This window comes from Vibrio sp. 1288 (assembly GCF_033344475.1).
The window spans coordinates 49,108-62,628 of the sequence record NZ_JAWPOX010000008.1; the positions used below are offsets into that span (position 1 = coordinate 49,108).

The window sequence follows — 13,521 nt, forward strand, 5'->3', positions numbered from 1 at the left end:
TTGTGACTCCTAAGAGGACATTAATTGGTTGAGTTGTTTCAGCGCTTGTTTGTGAAGCTGACATATACGAGGTGGTGTCAGATCCAATACCAGAGCTATTTCGTGTAAGTTGAGTTCATGTTGATAGAACAGAGTCAGGAGCAGTTGATCGCGCTTAGGTAATTTACCCAAAGCACTGTCTAAACTACGACGAATATGTTCATGTTCCATGCCATCGTATTGCCCGCCAATGTAGCTATCACCGCTGCTCTCCATCAGTTGGTCAAGGCTTTGCATCTCGCCTGCGAGAGCGGCATTTTGGCGGTTGTAATAATCTTGCTCATTCGTCCCTAAAGCCTGGATGATTTCGGCATCCGTTGGCATTCGACCTAACGTTCGAGTGAGATCTCGAGTCACGTCGTTGAGCTCGTGGGCTTGTTGACGAGTCTTACGTGAACGCCAATCTAGTCGGCGTAATTCGTCTAAAATAGCTCCCCGAACTCGACAAACGGCGAAAGCAGGAAAGTGAGGATCGTCAACATCGCCATATCGGCGTCCAGCCTCGACTAGAGCGATAAGGCCTATCTGCTGCATATCTTCAATACTACAGTGAGAAGTGGCATGAACGCGCAGCTGGTTAACTACGCGTTTTACCATGACCTGATGACGTTGTAGCAATGCGTTTTCATCAATTGGTCGTGACGGTGTTGTCACTTCCTCTTCTGTGGTGTAAGTGTCTTGTACATTCATGTCTAACATGGTTGTGCTCCGTTATTGCACAACATATTTAGTCAACAAAACATCGTCGATTTCTCGGACGATGTCTGTTTTAGCAAAAGCGAGTAGAAGCGTTTGCTTCACTTCGTCTTGCAGAATATCGATGGCACCCGCTTGCTGTAACTGATCAAACGTTTTGTCGCTAAACAGTTTTAATAGAGAGTTTTGTACCATAGGCATGTATTCATCGATCTCTTTGATACGCTCTGGACGGCGTGTCTCAATTGCCAGTTCTAGCATCACAAAGTGAGTCTGTTTCTTGCCTTTAACGGTCAAAACGACTTTGTCCAAAGGATGGAAGCTAGGACCTTTACTTGTCGGTTGTTCTGTGACCAAAAAAGACAGTGGAGAGTCTTCGATCAGTGAACCAGAGTCAGGTGACTCTTGAGCGTGTTTGTTTAAGTACCAGATTCCGCCCATAATTGTGACGGCCGAAACGAGGGCACTGGTGATGATCATGGCGATAAACAGGGCGATCATTTGTTGTTTGGTCATAACCTTTTTCCTCGAAGATTCACTAAGCTTGAGTGCTTAGCCAGTGTTCTGAATAGTTAGTTGTTGTCGTGGTTTGGAATGCACCAGATTCTCGTGCGGCGAAAATATTGGCGTCTTCTTCGTTTGCATGTGGGTCATTTCGACCTTGGTTTTGATCAGAGCCAACATTGACATCGACATGAACGAAGTTTTGCTCTTGTAACTCAGTACGCAATCGTTCCGAAACTTGCATTAAAGCTTCTCGTGTTGCTGCGGCATTGGCGTTGATGTGGACACTTAATCGGTCACCTTCAACACGTACAAGTAAATCCAGTTTCCCCAAGTCTGGTGGGTCTAGGCGGATTTTTGCTTCTTGTACATTTTGTTGAGCTTGGAGCGTCACGCGATCATGTAATACTTGCATCATTTGCTCTCCCCACTTTCCGGCAGTGGTATCAACACGCACTGCTGCCCACTCAGAGCCTTGAGCTTGAACATGACTCGTCGCAATCGGTGAATGTGCAGGTTGTGTTGTAGGAGCTTGTGCTTGAAGTAGAGAGGCGGTTGGTTGCCCTTGAACAGGTTGATTCAAAAGAGTTTGAAACTCAGCACCGGAGATAGGCAAACGCGAACTCGATGAAGTCGGCAGACTTTGCTTCACATCTTGTTTTGATGATGTGTTTAACATAGCGTTAGACGAATCTTGAGTAACAGACTTAACTTCGCTCGCAGTCATTAAAGATGACGCTTTTCCTAGTTTCTCAGCCTGCTTCTCTGCCATGGTAATCATACCCTGGGTTAAAGCTTGAGCTTGCGCTGCAAGATCAGTCGATTCTGTTAACCCTGGTGTACTGGTCAAGTTGGCATCCGGATCTGAAGCTGAGCGGTCATCAGTATCAAAACCATGACTTTGTACTTTGTTTGCGCTGTTCAAAGTAGAGGCCGTAAGGTGAAAACTCGATACCGCTGACGCAGAGTTAAAGTCTTGCTCACCATTCTGCTTGTTCCCTGATTTAAAACCATGAGAAAAGCCGTGTACCGAGTTCGCTTGCTTGATGTGACCCTCATTGTTAGCTGGCGAATTACCCGAGTGCTGAGTTGAAGAAGGTATGATCATTGAGTTAGCTCCATGGTCATTGCTAATTGATAGGCCATAGCGCGTTCTTGATGGTCATTGACCATGTTCATCTCTTTTTTCAACTCGTTGGTCGACTTCTCTAATACTGCGAAGGCATTAGCGTGCACTGTTTTCGCTCGCTGGATTTCAGGTGCAAGCTTAGGATCTTTCAAAAAAGGCTTGTGACTGATCAAAAGCTCTCGCAACTGCAAGTCGTACCGCTTGAGCGCATGCCAATCGGCCGTTTTTGCGGCGAACTGGATGAGCTGAGATAAATGACGGAATCGCTCTGGCGATACTTTATGCTTGTTGTCCAAAATTCATCCAACCTTCACGAATGTTACCCATTACACGCTCAACGTTAACCAAGCGATTTGCATCGTTTTGCACGCTAGCGTAATAAAGTTCGACTTGGCAGAAGTCATACAGCTGGCGTAGGTTTTCCGCAATTTCACCGCCGTTTTCATCATCTAAAGCACTTGTTAGTCCAATCAAGATGTTCATGCATTTGTTGATTCCATTCCCTTTCTCAGCCAAACGATTTGCGGCTAGGTGGCCGCGAATACGTTCAACTTCATCGAGTAGGCCATCGATTAACATGATGACTAATTGGTGTGGATTTGCTGCTGCCGCTTGAGCGTCGAGATCGACTTGTTGGTACGAATCGTAACCAGAATCCATAAGCATGAATATTTCTCCTAAATTTGGAACCAAATGTCTTATTTTTGAGCATTAAACATGGACATGGTTTGGTTCATTTGGGTCATAATTGAATTCATTTGAGTGAATTGTTTGAGATAGCGGTTGTACGACATTTCGTACTTACGCTCTAAATTGGTTTGTTTATCTTTGATTCGGTCTAAGCTTGACTGTATTGCGTCTTTACGCGTGCTGAAGGTACCTGATGAGAACTTCAAGAAAGGTTCTACCATCGCGTCAAGAGAATCTAGCAAAGCGTCATCCCCATTAAACAACGCCTCTAAGCCTGCGCTGTTTGTTTGTTGAGCTTCTTTGAACTTTTCTTGATCAACTTTCATTTTACCGTTGCGGTCTAGGCTCACGCCGATTTCGCTTAGGCGCATACCATTGTGTTCACCTCGGATTAACCCCGTTAACTGACTCTCAATAGAACGCAATGTCGAGTCGCTAGCGAGCACGCCGCGTTTCTGATCTTCACCGCCAATTTGGGTGTACTGATCGATAGTCGAAACAAGGGCATTGTAGGTTTCCACAAACTTATCTAGTTGTTCTTTAGTGCCTTCGCTATCAGCTCCAATTTTTAAACCGATTGGAGAATCTCCCGCGGCTTGCGGTTTAGATACGGTAATGTCAACACCGTCGATGACACCTTCAAAAGTATTACTTGCGTTGGTTAGTTTCAGGCCTGAGTCTTTTGCACCTAGCCACATAACCGCATCTTGCGGAGCGTTGATTTGCTTGAGGTTGGTGAAGGCGTCTTCAAACCACGCTTGGCCAGTACCCGATGCAGATACGTTGATCTTATTTTCGACACCAGTCTCAGTGCTCGATAGCATAAAGTGTGTTTGACCATTCGAGCGAACTAGAGTGGCGTTAACGCCAGGGTTGTCCGTGTGATTGTTAATCGCACTGGCTAAATCGCTGATCGTTGCAGTGCCGTCACCATTAACATCAACGGAGGACAAGTCTAGAGTCATTGTTTCACCGTTGATGGTGAATTCTAAAGATCCAGTAGTTGGTACTTCTGTCGTCGCCTCAAGGTCTGCAGGCATTCCTGTAGATACTTGATGCGCCGTTGCCACTTTTTCTACAAAAATCTGATAGTTACCCGTTAGCGCTTTAGCATCCGCGTTTGCAGTAAAGTTACCTTCTTGAGAGAGTGTCGCACTGTTTTTGATGATGCTGTTTGTGCTGTTATTCATCTCTTTCATTGCAGTACGAAAATCACGTAGTGCGCTTTCAACTTTATTAAAAGCTGACAGTTGTGACTGGTACACATTAGCTTGCGCTTGGTAACGGTTTTTGAATGGGTTTGTGTCCAATTGTGCGAATTGGGTTGCCATTTTTACTGGGTCTAAAGAACTCATGAGGTGTGCTCCTCTCATCTCTTATTGGCTTGAATACTTTGAATGCTACGCCTTAGTTTAATTATCAGTGGCAAGATGCGTGCCGTATATTAAATTCAATTAAAACAAAGGTTTAAAGCTATTTTGTTTTCTTGGGAGGAAGTGGTGTTTCCACCTTGTTTGTTCCGCCTTCCTCCATGGAAAAAGTAATTTCCTTATAAGAAAAGGCGACCTAAACAAAGAAAATATTTAATTGTATTGACGGTTCTAATTAGGAGAGATGTTTTAATTAGACGTTATATTCAGCCTTTACTTCAGCTTGATTCAGATAATTCTTACAGAGTGCATTAATTGCGTTCTGATATTATTTTTGATAGTGCGATGTGCAAGTGTTCTCACTAAAAATTAAATTTTTTACGTTTCAAAGAATGTCAGTTATGAATGAATTTGCGTTACGATTGATGAAATGTGCTCGTGCATATGAAGAGTTCATTAACAAAAAACTATTAAGTAAACAGAGCATCAATTCTGATGAGATAGCTAGTATCTTAAAGGAAGCTAAGTTCAATTTTCCTGAACTTAGAGATAGTAAAATAGGAAGTAAATTAGAGACGATAGAATTAGAACTGTTTAATAAGGTTTTATTCAATATTATGTTGAAGTTCGGATTCAGAGTGCCTGAATCTCACAAAGATAATACGAGCTCTATTTATATTCGTAGATAAAAATAAAGCCTTCCATAGGAAGGCTTTATAATTAAGACGATTTAAATTAAGCGCACTATTAACTAAGTAATTAGCGTAGTAGTGACATTGCCATGCTTGGAAGCTGGTTAGTTTGAGACAGAACAGTTGTACCTGCTTGCATCAACATTTGGTTCTTCGTCATGTTTGAAGACTCTACTGCAAAGTCTGTATCCATGATACGACCTTTAGATGCTGTAACGTTTTCTACCATGTTACCAAGGTTAGCCATTGTGTGCTCAAGACGGTTGATGTTCGCACCGAAGTCTGCACGAGAGCTACCAATTTTTTCTACTAGACCGTCAGCGCCGCTGATTTTGTCTAGTGCTGCTTTTGCTTTAGTCGCGTCATCGATACCATCTGTAATTGCTGCATCAGCAAGGATAGTAGTGATTTCACCGATACCTGCGCTTGCGCTTACAGTCAATGTTTCAGCAGAAGATGCACCGATTTGGAATGTTACGTCACCTGCACCGAAGCCGCCGCCTTTAAGAAGGTTTTGACCACCGAACTTAGTGTTGTCTACGATGTTGTTTAGTTCTGCAGTAAGCTGTGTGAACTCTTTGTTAAGAGACGCACGGTCTGTTGCACTGTTTGAACCGTTCAACGATTGTGTAGCAAGGTCGTTCATACGGTAAACGATGTTTGTCATTTCATCCATCGCACCTTCAGCAGTTTGCATCATAGAGATGCCGTCTTGTGCGTTACGCATTGCTACTGACATGCCGCGTGTTTGCGCTTCTAGACGGTTAGCAATTTGAAGACCAGCAGCGTCATCAGCAGCTGAGTTCACACGGTAGCCTGTGCTTAGACGTTCCATTGCTGTGTTTAGAAGTCCGCTTGTTGTGTTCATTGTGTTTTGAGTTACAAGCGAAGCGTAGTTAGTGTGCATTGATAAAGCCATCTTAGTCTCCTTAGTTAGTCACTATATCTTTCAGGCCTCGGGATATTCCCTTGTCACTAACTAGAGGCGGTCGGTCGGCTTTAATGATTAATTTGAAAATTAAAAAATTTCTAAAAAAGATAAAAATTGATGATTTTTAGTGATTTGTATTCCATGAAAACCGGGAAAATCATCATATAAGCCTAAATTTTTTAGTTAAGTTAAAGAAACTATTGCCCAATGATCTTGTGGTTATCCGTTATAAATAAAAAAACAGCACGAATAAATCGTGCTGTTTTAAATATAAATGGTTGAGTTTCAACTATTCCTCATCAAAAGACTGAAAGGAGAGAGAGGTTGGGATATCGCTGAAATAACCAAAATAATAACTGGCACCCAATAAACGATAGCGGTTAAGTTCCGTTTGACTCGCTACACGTCCGGCAACCCAAGTATATTTATGCTTTCTTAAGAACTTAGCAATAGGTAGGAAAGCGTGTCTTTCTTCTTTATCCTCTAGTGTGACTGACAATTTGATCATATCGGGACTAAAGTCTGCGACGCGCTCGAAGTTCACTTGCGATGTCGCGACTTCAAACCAAAGTGAATATGCATTCTCTTTTAACTTTTTGGTGAGTGTGGCGACTTTATCACGATCACATAACGTTTCATCAGCTTGAAGAGAAGGAATCACATGTTGAAAAGCAGAAGAGTGGAATTGAATCGTCTGTTCGAGAAAATAAACCCCAGGCTCCCACAGTAATGCATCCACGCGAATCGGCACGACAACATTACTAATCAAGTCGTGGTGAAAGGCTTCTAACTGAAATTGTGTTTGTCTTAGTGCAAGGTAAAGACTGAACAAATCCAGGCAGTACTGCATTTGTTCAGAGAGTTTGAATTGATAGACACTTTGTTCTCCACGCATACCAAATCTCAACGTCAGGTGTTGGAATTCTACTTCCCCTGATTGAGCTTCCCTAATTGCTTGGCATGCGTGTTGGACATCATTGTGTTTTAAAGCATCAAAGACTAATTGATCGTCATCCGTGACGATATGTTGTACTGCGAGGCCAACCAAATGTTCGTACATCGCATGTGTTGAAATAAGATTAACCAAGGTTTCCTACCACATTGATTTGTTTGTTTTCTGGGATTTCGTTGTAAGACAATACTGCCAGCCCTTGTGTAAATGTACGAGCGTAACGCGCTAGAAGAGGGCGCAGCTGTGGCATAACGAGAAGGATCGGAGGTAGCCCCTGTTGCTTAAGCTGTTGTCTGATCAATGGCAAGTTTTGTTGGAACTGACCAAGAATGTTTGGCTCAATTGGGAAGCTATCTAGTGTTACCGTACCAGAAGATTGTGCTTGTTGCAGTGAAGTTAGTAGCATTTGTTCTAGCTCATCAGACAGTGCGTAGACATTTAACTCGTTCTTTTGTCCTGCAATTAAGTTAACAAGCGTACGCTTTAGTGCACAGCGCACATCAGATGCAAGTAGGATCGGGTCCTTTGTATTTTCCGCGGATTCCAACATTGTGTTGGCAATCGTGCGAATATCTTTTAGTGGCACTTGGTCCAATAAAAGCTGACGATATACTTTCAGCTGCTGTGCTGGATTAAGTGCTGCTGCTAATGCTTCTGCTAGTTTCGGGGCTTGTTGTGTCAAACGCTGGGTTATTGCTTCCACATCGTCGTGCGTAAACAATTCTGCAAGGTTTGTCTTCATGATTTTACTAATATGAGTGGCTATAACAGTGCCATCGTCGACAACTTGGTAACCCATATTAAGTGCTTTTGCTTTATCTTGATGCTCAATCCACACAGCTGGCAACTGATAAGCAGGATCGCTACCCAAAATGCCATCTACCTCACCGTAAGTTTCGCCAACCGCTATCGCCATTAAACGCTCTGGTTCAATAAAACCTTGCTCAATGACTTCGCCATTTAGAGAAATTGTGTATTGGTTTGGCTTGAGGCTCAGGTTGTCACGAATACGAACTTCAGGTAATAAAAAGCCAACTTGTTCAGAAAGGTTTCGACGCACACCGCGGATACGTTGTGATAAAGGAGCCCCTTGTTCTTTGTTGACTAGATGGACGAGTCGGTAACCAAGCGCAAGTGATAATGTTTGGACGTGAGGAATATCATCCCATGTCAGCGGTGTATCATCGTCTTGCATTGCTTGTGAAAGTGCTTCGACCTCTTCAATCTGGGAGTCTTGCACTGGCTTCTTGGTTTGACGCCACCCTGCGAACGCTAATGCGCCAGCAAACGCAAAAAAGGCTAGGTGTGGCATACCCGGTACCATACCGATTACCGCCATAATACCTGCGACAGTAAATAGCGTTGCAGGAGTTGCCAGTAATTGCTTTTGCATGGTTTCCGACATGCCATTATCGCTATCATTAATTCGCGTAACGATAATCGCGGCAGCCGTTGCCAATAGTAGTGAAGGAATTTGAGCAACTAGACCATCACCGATTGTGAGTAGGGCATAAGTTTTAAAGGCGTCAGACGCAGCGAGTCCATGCTCGAAGACACCAATACTAATACCACCAATGATATTGATAAACAGAATCAACAAACCTGCGATGGCATCGCCACGCACAAACTTTGATGCACCATCCATCGAACCATGAAAATCGGCTTCGTTGGCGACTTCTTTACGGCGTAAGCGAGCCGTTTCCTGATCGATAAGGCCAGCGTTTAAGTCGGCATCAATTGCCATTTGTTTGCCTGGTAAAGCATCCAACGTAAAGCGGGCTGAAACCTCAGAAATACGTTCACCACCTTTGGTGATTACGACGAAGTTGATGATCATCAAGATGACGAACACCACCATACCAACGACGTAGTTACCGCCAATGACGACTTCACCGAATGCTTGAATGACCTTACCCGCTGCGTCACCACCATTATGTCCTTCTAGGAGTACAATTCGCGTAGAAGCCACGTTCAATGTGAGACGTAATAATGTTGCGACCAGCAAAATAGTTGGAAAAACAGAGAAATCTAATGGTCGCTTTGCGGTTGTGCTGACCAGCAATACTAGGATTGCTAAGACGATATTAAAGGTAAACAGCGCATCCAGTAGCAGAGGAGGCAAAGGAAGAATCACCATTGCTAATATCATTAGCAAGACGATTGGAATGCCAACGTAGCCTTTGGTTGATGTTTGAAGTTGTTTTAACCGGTTAAGCATACTTTCGTGTCCTTGGATAAACGCGGGTTAATCAGTGCTGCAAATGTTTTGGAATCGAAAAATGAGGTAAAGGAATTGGCTCTTTTCCCTCACCTTTACGAAAGGCTTTCAATTGCAAAACGTAAGTAAGAATATGTGCCACTGCGATGTACAGTTGGCTTGGGATTGCTTGTTCAATCGCCGTCGTGTGATAAATCGAACGGGTAAGTGGCGGGGAGTTAATGATTTCCACTTTGTTTTCTCGGGCGATACGTTGAATGTGCATAGCGGTTTCGTCTACACCTTTTGCGACGACAAAGGGCGCGTCAGAAAGTGAAGGCTCGTATTTCAGTGCGACTGCATAGTGCGTTGGGTTAGTGATGATCACGTCAGCCGTCGGCACCATTTTATCGATCTTACGGCGCGCAAACTGTTGCTGTATTTGACGAATACGTTGCTTTACTTCCGGACGACCTTCATTATTTTTAAATTCCTCTTTCAATTCTTGTTTCGTCATGCGGAGTTCTTTTAGGTGTTCCCAACGCTGATAAGGAATGTCGATAACCCCAAATAACAACAAGGCGAAGCCCATTAAGAGTAAGCCTTCAAACAGAATTGACATTACTAGAGAAAAACCTTGGCTGAGCGGGAGATTTTGCATGCCAAGTAATGGCTGTAAGTGGTTGTCTAAATAGCCATATAAGATGCCGAATATCACGGCTACTTTGAACGTTGACTTTAAGAGCTCAACCACTGAGCGGGTCGAAAAAATGCGCTTTATCCCGCTCAAAGGATTAATTTTGCTGAGCTTTGGCATTACGTTCGCGGGACGGAACATCCAGCCGCCTAGCACAAGGCTACTACCACAGGTCACGATAATAATGACGGTAAACAATGGTAATAGCATGTCGATGATGACCGCTAAACTTTGTCCCAATTGCTCGACAAGTTGTTTAGGATTTTCTAGGTCGGCTCGCGTCAGCATCATGTTGTAGCGAAAGATACCCGACATGCTTTCCCAAATACTATTAAGCTGAGAGTAAAAGTAGAGCGCCACCGCTAGAAATATCACCGCAGTAGTAAACTCTTTCGCGCGAGGAATTTGTCCTTCCTGGCGGGCTTTCTTTACCTTCTGCGGTGAGGCTTTTTCAGTTTTGTCTTGAGAAGATTGATCGCTCATGCTCCCCCCAACATAAAGTTACTCAAGTGTCTAATGGTGTCGTGAACGAGCGCCGTGTAGCGACCAGGAACACCAGAAACTGAGATTAATACGCTGAATAGACCCAGCAGCATCGTCATAGGAAAACCTAACGCATAGACATTAAGTGATGGTGCGGCTCGGTTCATTACACCAAAACTGATGTTGGCTAGAAGCATGGAAACAATAGCGGGCAAAGCCAAAGCGAGTGAAGAGGCAAACATCCAACCGAAAATATTGACAACACCTTGCAGAGAAAGCGATGTGATACCAGATCCGACTGGCCAAACAACAAAGCTTTGAATCACGATATCTATGACGAGTAAGTGTCCTTCTAGCGCGAGAAACAACAAGGTTGAGAAAATCAGAAATATGCGTCCCAAAATGGCGACAGAAAGCCCGTTAATAGGATCATTCATCATCGCCATACCTAAGCCCATTTGCAGAGAAATCACCTGGCCAAGCATGGTGAAAACGTTAAAGAGCATGTGCAAAATTAACCCAAACATTACCCCCCAAATAGCTTGCTCAAAAGCAAGGAACAGGGAAGTCATAGAGAATAACTCGACTTGTGGCATGGGTGGCATTAACGGTCCAGTAATGACAACGATCGAGAGGGCCAGTAAAGTACGAACCCAAACAGGAATAATCGCATCACCAAAGAAAGGCATTGAAATAAATACGGCTCCCACACGAAAAAACGGCCACCAGAGTTGACCGAGTATCGCCGAGAGCTCTGCAAATGTGATGGCCATTAGCCAATCATCCCTGGTATGTTGTGGAACAAGAAATCAAACAGTTCCATGATCTTACGGAGCATCCAGTGACCTGCAAAAATCACCATTAATAAGGTAACGAGCAAACGTGGCAAAAAGCTGAGTGTTTGCTCGTTGATTTGTGTGGCAGCCTGAAATACGGCGATACACAAACCGACAATTAAGCCTGGAACAACCAATACGGCAACCATCAAAATGATCAGCCATACTGCATCGGAAAATAACGTTACGGTTAGTTCTGGGGTCATAACTGCTCCTAGTTAACCGAAGCTGGCAGATAAGGTGCCAACTGTCATTGCCCAACCATCCACGAGTACAAATACCACCAACTTAAAGGGAAGTGAGACAATTAAAGGTGATAGCATCATCATACCCATTGCCATCAGGACACTGGCGACAACCAAGTCGATGACCAAAAACGGGATGAAAAGCATAAAACCAATTTGGAAGGCGGTTTTCAGTTCACTAATGACAAATGCAGGCAAGACAACGGCAAATGAAATATCCTCAACGTTTTGGTCGAGAGGCTCATTGGCAATACGTAACATTTGTTCAAGAGAGCTTTGGTGCGTCTGTGCCAACATGAACTCTCTCACTGGTTTCTCTGCAACAGAAAAAGCCTGTATTAGCGTGATTTCGCCGTTGTCGTATGGCTGAAACGCATTTTCATAAATATCGCTCCAGACAGGGCGCATAATCAGTAACGTCAATGCGAGAGCGATCCCGACCAACACTCTGTTAGGTGGGCTTTGTTGAAGACCAAGAGCTTGGCGCAAAATCGCAAGGACAACGACAATTCGAGTAAAGCTCGTCGCCATCAAAATAAATGCTGGAAGAAAACTGAGCGCCGTCATCAACAACAGAATTTGCAGTTTAACGCTGTATTCTTGTTGTGTGTCGCCATCAGAAACGGACAAGATAGTTAAGCCGTTGTCAGCCGCCATTGTTGGGAAAGCAAACAAAAGTGACACCAATACCAAAAGAGGTAACCAACGGTGCCAAGCGCTCAGATTTTTCATTGTGATGCCTACCTAAGATTATTGACCAACGCCACTCAATGCAGAGTCATGTACATCGATCAGACGAAGTCCATACTTATCATTGACAACGACAACTTCAGCGTGGCCCATAAGAGAACCGTTTACTTTCACGTCTAAAGGCTCGCCATTGAGCTTTTCCAACTCGATAACCGTGCCTTCACCCGCTTTCATTAAGTCCCCAAGTGGGATCTCCTTACTCGCAACTTCCAGCGTGACTGTGACAGGAATGCTTTTGAAAAAGCTAAGGTCACGTTCCGCAGTGGCTGGTTCTTGTTGGAGCGTATCTTCGGCTTCAAAGTCTTCTAATTGAAAATCATCAAAGTTCAGTTCTTCTGCGTCGAATGCATTAGTTTCTAGCGCTTCGCTCATCGCTGCGGTTCCTTATCAGGGTTAAAGATCAAAACAAGTTGGCCGTCTTGCTCGGCAATACGACCTGTAAATAGAGATTGGTTGCCAATGCTTACTGGAACCGTGTTAAGAAGCTCAATAGGTAAAATATCGTTGGGTTGTAAGCCAACCACATCACTTAAAGGCATCTTCTTTTTACTTAGAACAACGTTCAGTCGAACGGGGGTCGTCTCTAAAGAACGACAGAAAGGTTGAAACAAATCGGTATCAGGTTGCAGTTCAAGCTGCTCGATCAGCGTTTGAATAAGATGACCATCTAGCTTGAGATGAATTGAGCCTTGATGATCGTCAAACGCAATGTTTAATTGAACGTTAATGCCAATTCCTCTAGGGGTCTCATACTCACCCGTGTCCCACATTTCACCAGGAGCAAGCCAACCGATGATGATTCGACTGATGCGCTCTTGTAAACGTAAGTCACTGGCCGTCAGAGTAGCGACTGAACGCTCTGCACTTGCACCATAAAATCTATCAGCTAACTTTATTAGCGTGTGAGGGTTACCATGGATGAATACCATGCCGCCTTCCTGATGTTGATAGGTCGACGTTTGCTCTTTGTCCATCTCAACCGATGTAAAGCGGTGCAAGTCTACTGAGGTTAAGCTAGCTTCCACTTTTCCTGTGCTGAGCCAATTTTGTAATTCAGTCGTAAGGTTTGAGCAAGATTCTGAAATTAAATTATCGAGCTTCTCACGAATGATATGAATAGGTTTGCCTAATAATTCTACATCAAGTAGTTGACTATCAGAAATAGGCTCGCTAACTCTATTTTCCATTTATATTTTACCGTGCGTTAACAATCGAAAGTGTTTTAACTTAATGGCGTGTAGTCTACACAGAAATTTTAATGATCTTTTAGCTCCAAACTCTAAGATTGTGACTTTAGTTCACATGTTGCT

At 43.7% G+C, this 13,521-nt stretch carries 16 protein-coding genes; 1 reads left to right on the forward strand and 15 read right to left on the reverse strand.

Annotation, left to right across the window (positions count from 1 at the left end; all coding sequences use genetic code 11):
* Window positions 1-9: 9 nt before the first annotated feature.
* Genes R8O11_RS08105 through fliD form a run of 6 tightly spaced genes read right to left on the reverse strand, consistent with a single transcriptional unit; the run spans window position 10 to window position 4,413 of the window.
* Complete coding sequence (locus R8O11_RS08105; RefSeq protein ID WP_005375008.1) at window positions 10-738, reverse strand: FliA/WhiG family RNA polymerase sigma factor; 729 nt, start codon at window positions 736-738, stop codon at window positions 10-12.
* Between the two features lie 12 nt (window positions 739-750).
* Complete coding sequence (gene fliL, locus R8O11_RS08110) at window positions 751-1,251, reverse strand: flagellar basal body-associated protein FliL (RefSeq protein ID WP_005375011.1); 501 nt, start codon at window positions 1,249-1,251, stop codon at window positions 751-753.
* Between the two features lie 22 nt (window positions 1,252-1,273).
* A complete protein-coding gene (locus R8O11_RS08115) occupies window positions 1,274-2,347 on the reverse strand; it encodes a flagellar hook-length control protein FliK (RefSeq protein WP_017820536.1) in 1,074 nt (357 codons plus the stop codon).
* On the reverse strand, window positions 2,344-2,664 hold the full coding sequence (locus R8O11_RS08120) for a hypothetical protein (RefSeq protein WP_005375013.1): 321 nt from the start codon (window positions 2,662-2,664) through the stop codon (window positions 2,344-2,346). The genes R8O11_RS08115 and R8O11_RS08120 overlap by 4 nt, the downstream gene beginning before the upstream one ends.
* Window positions 2,648-3,034 carry a flagellar export chaperone FliS gene (gene fliS, locus R8O11_RS08125; RefSeq protein WP_005375014.1) on the reverse strand — a complete coding sequence of 129 codons (387 nt, stop codon included), beginning with the start codon at window positions 3,032-3,034 and terminating at the stop codon, window positions 2,648-2,650. The genes R8O11_RS08120 and fliS overlap by 17 nt, the downstream gene beginning before the upstream one ends.
* Window positions 3,035-3,066: 32 nt before the next feature.
* Window positions 3,067-4,413 (reverse strand): flagellar filament capping protein FliD, encoded by a 1,347-nt coding sequence (gene fliD / locus R8O11_RS08130; RefSeq protein ID WP_005375015.1) that lies wholly within the window; start codon window positions 4,411-4,413, stop codon window positions 3,067-3,069.
* Between the two features lie 416 nt (window positions 4,414-4,829).
* Here fliD and R8O11_RS08135 point away from each other — a divergent pair, with 416 nt between their 5' ends.
* Entirely contained in the window at window positions 4,830-5,117 is a 288-nt protein-coding gene (locus R8O11_RS08135; RefSeq protein ID WP_005375016.1) for a hypothetical protein, read from the forward strand.
* 70 nt (window positions 5,118-5,187) lie between these two features.
* Here the strand turns inward: R8O11_RS08135 and lafA are convergent, their stop codons facing one another.
* From lafA to R8O11_RS08180, 9 genes are all read right to left on the reverse strand, one after another.
* Entirely contained in the window at window positions 5,188-6,039 is an 852-nt protein-coding gene (gene lafA / locus R8O11_RS08140) for a lateral flagellin LafA (RefSeq protein WP_005375019.1), read from the reverse strand.
* Between the two features lie 301 nt (window positions 6,040-6,340).
* Entirely contained in the window at window positions 6,341-7,111 is a 771-nt protein-coding gene (locus R8O11_RS08145; RefSeq protein WP_005375023.1) for an EAL domain-containing protein, read from the reverse strand.
* A 19-nt stretch (window positions 7,112-7,130) separates the two neighbouring features.
* The gene (gene flhA, locus R8O11_RS08150; protein ID WP_005375024.1) at window positions 7,131-9,221 is read right to left on the reverse strand and encodes a flagellar biosynthesis protein FlhA; all 2,091 of its coding nucleotides are present in this window, start codon (window positions 9,219-9,221) and stop codon (window positions 7,131-7,133) included.
* Between the two features lie 31 nt (window positions 9,222-9,252).
* Window positions 9,253-10,380, reverse strand: a complete 1,128-nt coding sequence (gene flhB / locus R8O11_RS08155) for a flagellar biosynthesis protein FlhB (protein WP_005375025.1) — start codon at window positions 10,378-10,380, stop codon at window positions 9,253-9,255.
* A complete protein-coding gene (gene fliR, locus R8O11_RS08160) occupies window positions 10,377-11,153 on the reverse strand; it encodes a flagellar biosynthetic protein FliR (RefSeq protein ID WP_005375027.1) in 777 nt (258 codons plus the stop codon). Before fliR ends, flhB begins: the two co-directional genes overlap by 4 nt.
* Window positions 11,153-11,422, reverse strand: a complete 270-nt coding sequence (fliQ, locus tag R8O11_RS08165) for a flagellar biosynthesis protein FliQ (protein WP_005375036.1) — start codon at window positions 11,420-11,422, stop codon at window positions 11,153-11,155. The genes fliR and fliQ overlap by 1 nt, the downstream gene beginning before the upstream one ends.
* Window positions 11,423-11,434: 12 nt before the next feature.
* Window positions 11,435-12,193, reverse strand: a complete 759-nt coding sequence (gene fliP, locus R8O11_RS08170; protein ID WP_005375037.1) for a flagellar type III secretion system pore protein FliP — start codon at window positions 12,191-12,193, stop codon at window positions 11,435-11,437.
* 18 nt (window positions 12,194-12,211) lie between these two features.
* A complete protein-coding gene (gene fliN, locus R8O11_RS08175; protein WP_005375038.1) occupies window positions 12,212-12,583 on the reverse strand; it encodes a flagellar motor switch protein FliN in 372 nt (123 codons plus the stop codon).
* The gene (locus R8O11_RS08180) at window positions 12,580-13,398 is read right to left on the reverse strand and encodes a FliM/FliN family flagellar motor switch protein (RefSeq protein ID WP_213971605.1); all 819 of its coding nucleotides are present in this window, start codon (window positions 13,396-13,398) and stop codon (window positions 12,580-12,582) included. Before R8O11_RS08180 ends, fliN begins: the two co-directional genes overlap by 4 nt.
* Between the last annotated feature and the right edge of the window lie 123 nt (window positions 13,399-13,521).